Raw genomic sequence first — 11018 nt, 5'->3', positions numbered from 1 at the left:
GGAAGATTACGCCCTGCTTATGGGAAGCAGCGGACTTTTCATTGTGCTGGCTGTCGTTATGTATGTTTCCAGGAATATAGACTGGTATGGGTTCAATGCGGAAGAAAAATAGGGATGTATTATTTGACAATTTCCCAAAATGGGAATATGCTGTAGTAAGCAATCCAAATGAGAATCATTGCCGTAAAAACAATAAAAGATTTTTGGCAAAATCATAAAGACTCAGAGCAACCGTTAACAGCGTGGTATCACGAAGTTAAAAAAGAGCAATGGAACAGTCCGCATGACATTAAAAAAAAATATAAAAACGCCAGTATTCTGAAAAATAAGCGAGTCGTATTTAATATAGCAGGAAATAAGTATAGGTTAGTCGTTGCTGTTAAATATGATTTCAGGATAGTTTATATACGATTTATCGGCATGCACGAAATCTATGACAAAATAAACGCAGAAACAATATGAGTATTAAACCAATCAAAAAACACAAAGATTACGAAGCGGCCTTGAAAAAAGTTGAAAAACTATGGGAAGCGAAGCCAAATACGAAAGCCGGTGACGAGCTTGAAGTTTTGACTATTTTAATAGAGAAATACGAAGCTGATACCTATAAAATTTTGCCGCCCGACCCGATAGAAGCTATTAAATTTCGCATGGAGCAGATGAATTTACAGCAAAAAGACGTTGCTAAAATAGTCGGGGCCAATAGGGTTTCTGAAATTTTCAATAAAAAAAGAAAGCTATCGCTCAACATGATACGAGCTTTCCATGTGGATTTAAACATTCCAGTTGATTCGCTGATTCATTAATAAAATCATTGTCGGTAAATTTTTTCGGTTTCTTCAACCATCCGCTCCAAACTAAATTTCTCTCTCACGTCTTCTTGCGCTTGCTCCCCAAGTTTTTTCGCAACATCAGGATGGTCAATCAGATATTGTATTTTTTCCGCCAAGGCTTGCGGATTTTTCGGCTCAACCAACAGGCCGTTTTTTTTGTCTGTAACTACTTCGGGAATAGCGCCGACCGTTGTTGTTACAATCGGCAAACCCGCCTGCATAGCTTCTAAAATCGTGTAGGGGAGTCCTTCTTTGACTGACGAGCAGACGTAGAGGTCAAAAGCCGGTAGAAGTTTCGCGGCATCAGGAATATTTCCCATTATTTTTATCTTATCAGATAATTTTAGATTTAAGATTTTAGATTTTAGATTATTAAATTCCAAACCTTGACCAATAATAACAATCTGCAATTTAAAATCCAAAATCTGCAATTTTTTTACGGCTTTTATTAAATACTCATAACCTTTGTTTTTGTTTAAATTTCCAATGGCGCCGATAACAAACGCGTCGCGGGGAATTCCCAACTTCTCCCGGGCTTGCTCGCGGGGTAAGAAGTCAATTGCTTCACGTCCGTTGTAAATGACAGAAATTTTTTCAGTCGGCGCTACGTTGTTTTTTATTGTATTATTTTTTTCAAATTCAGAAAGGCAGATTATTTTGTCTTTAAAATATGCCGTAAAGCGTTCCGCTGTTTTGTAAAACCATTCTTGCCAAGCCGGAAGGTCTTCATTAAATACCCAGCCATGCACAGTGTATATTATGCTAATCTGCGAATGAAATGCTAATCTGCGAATTGCGAATATGCGAATAAATTGTGCGGCTAACGAGCCGAGGATGGAGATTTTTGAACTGTTGAGGTGGATGATATCCGGCCGCTCTTGCTTGATAAGTTTGACAATTTGCCAAAAAACTAAAAAGTCGTGCCGGGGGTTAATGGCGCGTTTGAGATGAGAAAGGCAGACATAGCGGATGTTTTTTTCCTGCAATTTTTTCGCCAGCTCTCCAGCGTATCCCTGCTCGCCGCCGGCAACGACAGCAGTAAAATTTTTGCTAATACTCGTAGCTAAATCATAAACATAACGCTGGGCGCCGCCGAAATCTGATTGAGTAATGAGGTAGAGGATTTTTTTGGGCATACAAATTGACTTTTGAGCGTATTTATTTAATAATAACTTATAGTTAGCGAAAAATCAACAGTATTTTTTATTCACTAAAATCAATAAAATATGAACGAAGGCAAGCCGCTTATCGGTTTTATCGGCCAGGGCTGGATCGGCCGAAACTACGCGGATGATTTTGAAGCCCGCGGTTTTGAAACGGTGCGCTACGCGCTGGAAGAGCCGTACCGCCAGAACAAAGAAAAAATTAGAGAGTGCGACATCGTTATCATTGCCGTGCCCACGCCGACCACGCCGCAGGGTTTTGATGCCGGCATTGTTGCCCAAGCGCTTGATTTGGTGGGTGAGAGCAAAGTCGCCGTTGTCAAGTCAACGATTTTACCCGGCACCACGGCACGTTTTCAAAAAGAGCATCCGCGCATTGTCATCTTGTACGCGCCGGAATTTCTGTCTGAAGCCACGGCGGCTCATGACGCGGCACACCCGTTTTCTAATATTATCGGGTTGACGGTGGATGATGAAGCACATCGCGCGGCCGCGCAGCGTATATTGGCTGTTTTGCCGCCGGCGCCGTTTCAGCATATTTGTTCAAGCACCGAGGCGGAACTGATAAAATATTCGCACAATATGAGCGGCTACATGCAGATTGTTTTATTTAACGCGCTTTACGACCTCGCCAGCAGTTTGAATGCTGACTGGCTGAAAATCCAGCCGGCGCTGGAAGCCGACCCGTATATCTGCAATCGTTACGCCAAACCTCTGCACAAGAGCGGGCGCGGCGCCGGCGGCGGATGCTTCATCAAAGACTTTGCCGCTTTGGCCGGATTGTATGAACAAATGGTCGGCGATGTGGCCGGCACGGAATTTTTAAAGAGCGCGCAGAAAAAAAATATTGATTTGCTGGTAAAGAGCGGGAAGGATTTGGATTTGCTTAAAGGAGTGTATGGAGAAGATATAATCTTAAATTCAAAATCATAAATCTAAAATCTAAAATATGAATAAGTGTTTAGTAACGGGCGGAGCCGGCTTTATCGGCTCAAACTTGGTTGACGCGTTGATTGCGCGCGGCGACGAGGTGACTGTTTTGGATAATTTATCAACCGGCAAAAAAGAAAATTTAAACGAGCAAGCGAAATTTGTGGAAGTTGACCTGCGTGACTTGGAAAAAATCAAGCCGCACTTTGCCGGTGTGGACTACGTATTCCACGAAGCCGCGCTGGCGCGTGTACAGCCGTCAATTGAAGACCCGGTTAAATATAACGATAATAACGTCAACGGCACGCTGAACGTTTTGATGGCGGCCAAGGAAGCCAAGGTGAAAAAAGTCGTGTATGCCGCTTCTTCATCAGCGTACGGTGACTATAAGGAAATGCCGTTACAAGAGACATTTCCGGCTGTGCCGATAAGCCCGTACGGTCTGCAAAAATACATCGGCGAGGAGTACTGCCGGTTGTTCAGCTACGTTTATAAATTGCCAACGGTCTGTCTGCGCTATTTTAACGTTTTTGGGCCGCGCATGGTTTTGGAGGGAGCGTACGCTTCGGTAGTGGGAATTTTTGCCAGCCAGAAAAAAAACGGCCAGCCCCTGACGATTGTCGGGGACGGGACGCAACAGCGAACTTATACGTTTGTCAAAGATATCGTGCGGGCCAACCTGCTCGCGGCCGCAAGCGACGTCAGCGACGGACGGGCGATTAATACCGGACAGAGCAACGAGTACTCCGTGAACCAGATTGCCACAATGATCGGCGGGCCGACCGTTAACATTTTGCCCCGCATAGAGCCGCGCCGAAATTTATGCGCTAATACTTTAGCCAAAGAACTTTTAGGCTGGGAGCCGGAAGTTAAATTGGAAGACTGGATTCCAGAGTACAAACGACAATTAAGGATAGAATAAATGCAAAATGCAGATTGCAAAATGCAAAATGGCAATGCTGTAATGCAAAAGTAAAATTTATGGATAAGACTGATCTAAAATTAAGGACAAAACAGTATGCTTTACGAATTTTGAAATTAGTTGCAGCGTTACCTAAAACTTCAGCTGGCAGAACAATTGGTAATCAAATAATTCGTTCCGGCACGTCTGTAGGAGCAAATTACAGAGCAGTTTGCCGGGCACGTTCCATAGCTGATTTTATTTCCAAGTTAGGTATAGTAATAGAGGAAACAGATGAAAGTGCCTTCTGGTTGGAATTGATTATAGAAGCAAAATTATTAAAAAAAGAATTGGTGGCGCCGCTGTTGCAAGAGACGCTGGAAATTTTGGCCATAATGATTGCTTCCAGTAACACGGCTCAAAGGAATAAGAAAGGCAATAAAAAGTAAATTCCGATCGGCTTGCATTTTGCATTTTAAAATTTTCATTTTGCATTTATGAGAGTTCTCATTTTTTCAACTGCATATTTTCCGTACGTCGGCGGCGCCGAAGTGGCGGTTAAAGAAATCACGAGCAGAATTAGTGAAGTTTCTTTTGACATGATTACGGTTCGTCTGGATATTAAAGATGTACCGCAGGAAAAAATCGGTAATGTAACGGTGTATAGAATCGGCCGCGGCCTGGGGAGATTTGATAAACTTTTATTTCCGTTTCGCGCCGCGCGGCTGGCCGGGCGTTTGCACCAAAAAAATCACTATGACGTTGCCTGGTCAATTATGGCAAGCTTTTCCGGTTTTGCCGCTTTGTTTTTTAAGAAAAAAAACAGGGGCGTGAAATTTTTGTTAACACTGCAAGAGGGTGATGACTTGAAACAAATAGAACGCAAAGTTTGGCCGGTAAAATTTTGGTTTAAAGAAATTTTTTGCCGAGCTGATTATATTCAGTGCATTAGCTCCTATTTAGCAAAGTGGGCGAGAGAGATGAAAGCGACTTGTCCGGTGGAAGTTGTGCCAAACGGAGTGAATAAGATTTCAGATTTCAGATTTCAGATTTCAGATTTACGAAAACAACTTGGCGTTATTGAAGATGATAAAATTATTCTCACCACTTCACGATTGGTGAAAAAGAATGGGATTATGGATTTGATTGAAGCAGTTGCTCTGCTTAATACCAGATACAAAATACAAAATACTTTAGTAATTTGCGGAGATGGTGAAGAAAGGGAAAAGTTAGAAGTTAGAAGTAAGAAGTTAGGGATAGAAAAAAAAGTAAAATTCATGGGTTTTGTCCCGCCGGCAGAATTGCCGAAATTTTACGCGGCGGCCGATGTTTTCTGCCGGCCGTCGCTGTCCGAGGGGTTGGGAAATTCGTTTCTGGAGGCAATGGCCTATGGCGTGCCGGTTGTTGCTACACCGAGCGGCGGTATCCCGGATTTTTTGAAAGATAATGAAACCGGCTGGTTTTGTCAGGTTAATAATCCAGCAAGCATTGCCGAAAAAATAAAATATATTTTGGACGACGTAGAGACGAGGCATGCCTCGTCTGTACTGCCGGTGGTAACAGCCGCCAAACAGATGGTTTTGGAAAAATATAATTGGGACAAAATTTCCGAACAAATGAAACATAGTTTCAATCCAGAATCTAACGCAACAACATTGGCGCGAAGCGCCAAAAGTGTTACGTTAGATTCCTATGAAAAATTATACCAGATTAAGTGAGGTGGAGCGGGAAGAAATCAGCCGGATGCTCGCTCAAAATTGTTCGTTCCAAGACATCGCCAGACGGTTGGGGCGCTACGCCAGCACTATCAGCCGGGAAATCAGCCGGGGCAGCTGTAACCAGTATACCTATCGGGCGGCCAAGGCGCAACGCCGGGCGCAACGCAACGCCAGTAAAAGAAAAATAGGTAAACGCCGTCTAAACCGCGAACGGCGGCTCCGGGGATACATCTGCCGCAAGCTCAGAAAGAAATGGTCGCCGCGCCAAATTGCCGAAGAGCTGAAAAAGGACTATCCTCTAGATATGACGATGCGCATTTCGCCGGAGACAATATACACCTACATCTACGTGCTGCCGCGCGGCTCTTTGAAAAAGGAGCTCACGGCTTGTCTGCGGCGCAACCACAAACGGAGATACAAACAGGGCAGAGGTGCCAAAATGGGGCGTAAAATAGAGGATATGCTCAGTATTGAGGAGCGGCCGAAAGAGGTGGCTGACCGGATTATCCCCGGGCACTGGGAAGGCGATTTAATTGTTGGCAAGAACAATCATTCGGCTCTTGGCACTCTGGTGGAGCGCACGAGCCGCACGACTATTCTCGTTCCGGTTAAAAGCAGAGAGGCGGAAGTGGTCGCGAAAGCCTTCGCCAAAGAGGTGAAGAAACTGCCGCAACAGATGAAGTTGTCAATGACCTATGACCAGGGACGGGAAATGGCCAGACACAAACTGTTTACCAACATTACCGGAGTCAAAGTATACTTCGCGCACCCGCGCAGTCCCTGGGAGCGGGGAACGAATGAAAATACCAACGGGCTGATCAGACAATTTTTTCCCAAAGGAACGGACTTCAAGACAGTATCGCGGTATGAGGTTAAGAAGGTACAGAATCTGCTGAACGGGCGTCCCCGGCAGGCGCTACAATTCCAAAAACCGTACGAGGTGTTTAATCAACTTATTAACAACGCTGTTGCGTTAAATTCTGGAAACTAAGTTATTATGTATTGCCCTCTTGATTGATACAACTATCCACATCAGAAAAATAAATCCCCAAACATTTTTTGAGATATACTCAATAATACTTTTTAAAATTTCTAAAATATTTTTATCTTTTATTTGACGCAGATGTGGGTTGTTTGGGTAAAGTGTTTTATGTGGAAAATGGTAGTTGTAAACATTTTTAAATTTTACATTTTTAGATTCATTGGTTGTGGTAGCGTCCTTTATGTCGTTAGTCGCTTTTGTGATATTAACGGGTGCTATAGTTAAAAGCATAAAAAATATAATTAAAATAATTTTTTTTCTCATATTGTTAAATTTTAAAATAAATCGTTTTCGTAGCGGAGCGGAGAAAACACCTTATTTCCCCTTTTAAATAAATAAAAAACAAAATCTGATTATTTTTTTAGGGTAGGGGCGATAGCCCCAAAAGGAAAACATGTATTTCATATAACGTTAGGGATATACGAAGTTTTTCTGTAGCATAGCGGAAGAAAAATTTGGGTGAGCCCCGAGCCGAGAGGCGAACCGTATATCCCTTGTTATACGCCCCGACGACTGAAAGGAGGAGAGCGCAGCGTGGCACGGAGCGAAGCGGAGTGAGTTCAAAAAATATTTTTCGTTCTTGTTCATCAGATAGGCTTTTCTCAATTCTTATAAATTTGATTTTTTTTCGTTTTGAAAAATGAAAGAGTGGTTAGGGGTGAATTTCATTTTTCAAAACTCCTTATTGTTTGGCTTTCTTTAGAACTTTTATTATTCCTTGATTTGCATCTACTTCCACCAGATCTCCGTCATTCAATATTTTCGTTGCAATTTTTGTTCCAATAATACAAGGTTTTTGCAGTTCTCTCGATATAATTGCTGCATGCGATAATATTCCTCCTTCATCTGTAATGATTGCCTCTGACTTCCTTATTAACATAATATCTTTAGGATGAGTCATGGGCACTACTATAATCATATTTTCCGGCATATTTTTTGTTTTATTCGGTACTTTAAGTACTATCCCTGTTTTTATTCCAGGATAGGCGGATGTTCCTTTAATTTCCCCGGGTATTGATTGGGTTAATGCCATATAATTTTTATTTAATTGGGAAATAGTTGCACTATTTATAGAAATAATTTCTTTATTATTTTTTTCAGAATAAATATAAAAGTAGTTATCTTGTCTTTGTCTTAGTAATAGAACGTCTTTATCTAAAAGTTTAAAATTCTTTTTCTTAATTATCTCGGCATACGAAAACGACAACAACAGAGATCCACCAAAATTATTTTTTTTGCCTATCTCCTTTGCTGTTTCTTGCAATGTTTTCTCTATTTTAGGATAATATTTTGTAATTCTTTGTCTATTAGTCTCAATAATCTTGATGAGTTCGTTGGGAATAGAAATGTTTTTTCCATCTCCAATTGCACGCCAAAAGCAATTATATAAACCAATGTGGGCGATATACCTAGGATATATTTCAATGATCCGCAAAAACGAATTCTCTGGGTTTTTTCTAAAGTTAATTAACCTAGCAAGTAATTTTTTTTCAACTTCAAGAAAGTCCGAATATAAAGGTTCGATGATTCTTCCTTTTAATTTCTTTTGATTTTTTTTAATAAGTATTTCTGTTTGTTTAATAATGTCTTTTTCATTTAAAAAAGAAGTCCATTTAGTTTTGTCGCCTAAACCTGCTACTGACTTATATGACAACCCAGAAATTTGTCTGAGAAATTTTGTATAGGCCAAGGCGACACAGCTTAATGTCAGTAAAGAGAGATTCCTCTCTGTTGAAGGATTTAATTCTAACTTTTTCACTAACTCAGTTAGATAATTTTTATTTAAGGAATTGCTGTTTAAAGTTGTAATTGGTCTGCTTTGTATAATATAGAATTTATCTTTTTTCTTCACCCATTCAATATCGCAAGGAAAACCATAATGATTTTCAATTTTTACAATAAGTTTAGATAATTCGATAATCTCTTTTTCAGTTAAGACTTGCTTTTTTCCTTTTTCGCCCAACTCTTTCCATCTATTTCCGCCTTTGGCTTTTTTGTATAATGCTTTTGTTTGCTCATTTACATTAATATCTAAAATTGAAAATCCTTGCTTGTCTACCACATAACTATCTGGAGTAATTGAGCCTGAAACAATCGCTTCGCCTAAACCAAAACCAGCTTCAATAATAATTTGATTTTCATCTTGCGTAACAGGATGAACAGAAAAAGCAATTCCTGATTCTTCAGAATCAACCATTTTCTGAACAACAACCGCAACAGAAATTTTATCTTTGTTTAATTTCTTTTCAAATCTGTAGAAAATCGCTCTCGGAGTAAATAAAGAAGCCCAACATCTTTTTACATTTTCTAAAAGAGTTTCTTTAGTAGTATTAAGAAAACTATCCAATTGCCCAGCCCAAGCAGCAGAAGCAGAATCTTCTGATGTTGCAGAAGAACGAACAGCCACGAATTTAGAATCTAGGTTTTTATAAAATTTCAAAATTTCTGTTTTAATATCTTCAGGTATCTCTCTAGAAAGAATTATTGCTTGAATTTTTTCAGAAGCATTTTCAACAGTATGAACTTTTTTAATATTAACCGTGCCTAAAACAGCGTCAATTTCAACATTTAGATCCGTTTCTTCTAAAAACCTATCAAAAGCATTTGAGAGAATAACAAAACCTTCAGGAACAGGAATTCCTGCCTGCGTCATTTCTCCAAGCGATGCACCTTTACCGCCAGCGATTTCAGCATCAGTCTTGGAGATTTGTTTAAAGATTTTAATTAAAGTTTCAACCATATTTTAGTGTTGTGATATAAAGTTAATAAATAAATCGTTTTCGGAAGCGAAGCGTAAGAAAACACAATTATCCCCCTCTATAAATAAAGAAAAAATCAAATTTATTCCCCTTTGAAAGCCTATCATTCCTTATTCTCCGTTAGAAAAATATTTTTTGAATTGCGTATAACGTATCGGCATATCTGATGTTTTACGAAACGAAGTGGAGTAAAATATGGGTGAAGAAATTTTGCGACTTTAATATATGTGATAGGCAAAATTTCTGAACCAGATATGCCGTGTTAGGTAATGTAAATATTTTTTATTCCATTCAAATGACAAAGGAACAAAAACGAAAACAAAAAGAAAAAAAAATGCTGGCTTTATTGTGGGCAATGGAAAGAGGCATGCCAATGTGGACGCATATCAGTTGGTGGGATGAAGTTTTTCATAAAGATAAGGTTGATAAAATTAGGAAAGAGAATAAAAAAAGATATGATCAATACGAAAAAGATTACTTGAGATATTATTAATTTAATAACCGTATTATTATTTTTTTCTATTATTTTGTGCTTCTTTTCAGCCTCTAATCTATTTTTTTCTTTTTGTTCGTCTGTTATTTCTTGTATATTATCGGATATACTATTTAATATTTCGTACTGTTGTTTAGCTAATAAAAAGTTGTTAATAATTAGAAAACAAGAAATAACAGAAGGAGTGATGACTATTGACGATAGAAGCAGATTAAAATTATATGATGTTGCTATAATGGAAAAGCCAGCAATTGTGATTCCATTTATAGCTATAAGAGATGTCCAAAAAGCTAAATTGATTTGAATAGCTATGCCAATATATCGTTTTTGTTCCGTTTTAATGTCATCTATAAATTGTTTTTGTTCCATTTGAATGTTATCCATAAGGTTAAAAAAATATTTATTTTACCTAACGTGCGGCGCCTCATGCGGAGTGCCGCCAGCCCCGCAGGGCTGAAGCGGCATTCCGCATAGGCGACAGTTGCGCGGAGCCGCGAGCTTGCGAGCGGCGGGAGCGCAACTGGCGACGGAGGCGCCGCACATTGCGCGGAATAAGCGAGCGCGTGAACGGAGCGAAGCGGAGTGAGCAAGCGAGCGTTTCCGCGCAACGTATCGGCACATGCGAAGTTGCGCCGTGGTTTAACTGATTATTTTGTTAATATCGCCTTACTTGATTATACCACTAAACTTGTCATTTCGTCAGCGCAATTTGGGTGAGGAAATTTTGCACTCCTTGAAATATAATTGCGCAAAATTTCTGAACCGCATGTGCCGTGTTAAGTGATGTATGACAAAAAAATATTATGATAGCTCTTGTATTAGAATATCTAAAATTTCATTCACCTTATCAATATCTACCTGTGTTGACATTTTTTTCCAATCTCTATGCTTTGCATATTCAATAAAATCCCTTGCTTTCGCAAGTGTGTTAGGATGAGTAATAATACCTTCGTTAATAAGATTGCTGATTCTACCACATACACCGAAGAAAAAATTGCCACGACATTTATATTTAGATAAGTTTGGATCATCCTGTTCTATTGTTTGCGGAGGCAAATCATCGAGATAATTTTGCCGAAAGTCAACAAAGTCATTTAAATATTCTTGTTTAATATCCCCTTTTTGTTCGGGGATAATTTTTTCAGGATTCATAATATTTTTTTGTTATATTTCACTTAA

Annotated in this window: 13 protein-coding genes; 8 read left to right on the top strand and 5 right to left on the bottom strand. The window is 39.6% G+C overall.

Features of this window, described 5'->3' with window-relative positions; all coding sequences use genetic code 11:
- From WC310_05440 to WC310_05430, 3 genes are all read left to right on the top strand, one after another.
- Positions 1-112 (top strand): inner membrane CreD family protein (locus WC310_05440; protein ID MFA5359225.1); only part of this gene is annotated, 112 nt, incomplete at its 5' end.
- Between the two features lie 56 nt (positions 113-168).
- A complete protein-coding gene (locus tag WC310_05435) occupies positions 169-462 on the top strand; it encodes a type II toxin-antitoxin system HigB family toxin (protein MFA5359224.1) in 294 nt (97 codons plus the stop codon).
- Positions 459-806: a helix-turn-helix domain-containing protein gene (locus WC310_05430; protein ID MFA5359223.1), complete on the top strand. Its 348-nt coding sequence runs from the start codon at positions 459-461 to the stop codon at positions 804-806. The genes WC310_05435 and WC310_05430 overlap by 4 nt, the downstream gene beginning before the upstream one ends.
- A gap of 5 nt (positions 807-811) precedes the next feature.
- Here WC310_05430 and WC310_05425 read toward each other — a convergent pair whose 3' ends face one another.
- Complete coding sequence (locus WC310_05425; protein MFA5359222.1) at positions 812-1969, bottom strand: glycosyltransferase family 4 protein; 1158 nt, start codon at positions 1967-1969, stop codon at positions 812-814.
- A gap of 90 nt (positions 1970-2059) precedes the next feature.
- Between WC310_05425 and WC310_05420 the strand changes: the two genes are divergently transcribed.
- From WC310_05420 to WC310_05400, 5 genes are read left to right on the top strand one after another with little or no spacing between them, the layout of a single operon-like run.
- Complete coding sequence (locus WC310_05420; protein MFA5359221.1) at positions 2060-2929, top strand: hypothetical protein; 870 nt, start codon at positions 2060-2062, stop codon at positions 2927-2929.
- 16 nt (positions 2930-2945) lie between these two features.
- Positions 2946-3848 (top strand): NAD-dependent epimerase/dehydratase family protein, encoded by a 903-nt coding sequence (locus tag WC310_05415; protein ID MFA5359220.1) that lies wholly within the window; start codon positions 2946-2948, stop codon positions 3846-3848.
- A 59-nt stretch (positions 3849-3907) separates the two neighbouring features.
- Positions 3908-4276, top strand: coding sequence for a four helix bundle protein (locus WC310_05410; GenBank protein ID MFA5359219.1), 369 nt, complete (start codon positions 3908-3910; stop codon positions 4274-4276).
- A gap of 48 nt (positions 4277-4324) precedes the next feature.
- Positions 4325-5545: a glycosyltransferase family 4 protein gene (locus WC310_05405; protein ID MFA5359218.1), complete on the top strand. Its 1221-nt coding sequence runs from the start codon at positions 4325-4327 to the stop codon at positions 5543-5545.
- Positions 5520-6536 (top strand): IS30 family transposase, encoded by a 1017-nt coding sequence (locus WC310_05400; protein MFA5359217.1) that lies wholly within the window; start codon positions 5520-5522, stop codon positions 6534-6536. The genes WC310_05405 and WC310_05400 overlap by 26 nt, the downstream gene beginning before the upstream one ends.
- On the opposite strand, the gene WC310_05395 is transcribed toward WC310_05400, so the two are convergent.
- The 4 genes from WC310_05395 to WC310_05380 form a co-directional block, all read right to left on the bottom strand.
- Positions 6519-6851: a hypothetical protein gene (locus WC310_05395; GenBank protein ID MFA5359216.1), complete on the bottom strand. Its 333-nt coding sequence runs from the start codon at positions 6849-6851 to the stop codon at positions 6519-6521. The two genes, WC310_05400 and WC310_05395, sit on opposite strands and share 18 nt — an antisense overlap.
- A gap of 418 nt (positions 6852-7269) precedes the next feature.
- Entirely contained in the window at positions 7270-9327 is a 2058-nt protein-coding gene (locus WC310_05390) for a PEP/pyruvate-binding domain-containing protein (GenBank protein MFA5359215.1), read from the bottom strand.
- Between the two features lie 362 nt (positions 9328-9689).
- Positions 9690-10223 carry a hypothetical protein gene (locus tag WC310_05385; GenBank protein MFA5359214.1) on the bottom strand — a complete coding sequence of 178 codons (534 nt, stop codon included), beginning with the start codon at positions 10221-10223 and terminating at the stop codon, positions 9690-9692.
- A gap of 417 nt (positions 10224-10640) precedes the next feature.
- Positions 10641-10991, bottom strand: a complete 351-nt coding sequence (locus WC310_05380) for a hypothetical protein (GenBank protein ID MFA5359213.1) — start codon at positions 10989-10991, stop codon at positions 10641-10643.
- Positions 10992-11018: the final 27 nt, after the last annotated feature.

This window comes from Patescibacteria group bacterium, assembly GCA_041653535.1.
GTDB lineage: Bacteria > Patescibacteriota > Patescibacteriia > JACRDY01 > JACRDY01 > JBAZFH01.
This window is presented reverse-complemented; position numbering and strand designations above follow the sequence as displayed.

What these genes read in the sequence shown, in the direction of transcription:
- WC310_05425 (MFA5359222.1), bottom strand. Translation starts at nt 1,969, where the DNA reads ATGCCCAAAAAAATCCTCTACCTCATTACTCAATCAGATTTCGGCGGC.
- WC310_05405 (MFA5359218.1), top strand. Translation starts at nt 4,325, where the DNA reads ATGAGAGTTCTCATTTTTTCAACTGCATATTTTCCGTACGTCGGCGGC.
- WC310_05410 (MFA5359219.1), top strand. Translation starts at nt 3,908, where the DNA reads ATGGATAAGACTGATCTAAAATTAAGGACAAAACAGTATGCTTTACGA.
- WC310_05420 (MFA5359221.1), top strand. Translation starts at nt 2,060, where the DNA reads ATGAACGAAGGCAAGCCGCTTATCGGTTTTATCGGCCAGGGCTGGATC.
- WC310_05395 (MFA5359216.1), bottom strand. Translation starts at nt 6,851, where the DNA reads ATGAGAAAAAAAATTATTTTAATTATATTTTTTATGCTTTTAACTATA.
- WC310_05390 (MFA5359215.1), bottom strand. Translation starts at nt 9,327, where the DNA reads ATGGTTGAAACTTTAATTAAAATCTTTAAACAAATCTCCAAGACTGAT.
- WC310_05400 (MFA5359217.1), top strand. Translation starts at nt 5,520, where the DNA reads ATGAAAAATTATACCAGATTAAGTGAGGTGGAGCGGGAAGAAATCAGC.
- WC310_05435 (MFA5359224.1), top strand. Translation starts at nt 169, where the DNA reads ATGAGAATCATTGCCGTAAAAACAATAAAAGATTTTTGGCAAAATCAT.
- WC310_05430 (MFA5359223.1), top strand. Translation starts at nt 459, where the DNA reads ATGAGTATTAAACCAATCAAAAAACACAAAGATTACGAAGCGGCCTTG.
- WC310_05385 (MFA5359214.1), bottom strand. Translation starts at nt 10,223, where the DNA reads ATGGATAACATTCAAATGGAACAAAAACAATTTATAGATGACATTAAA.
- WC310_05380 (MFA5359213.1), bottom strand. Translation starts at nt 10,991, where the DNA reads ATGAATCCTGAAAAAATTATCCCCGAACAAAAAGGGGATATTAAACAA.
- WC310_05415 (MFA5359220.1), top strand. Translation starts at nt 2,946, where the DNA reads ATGAATAAGTGTTTAGTAACGGGCGGAGCCGGCTTTATCGGCTCAAAC.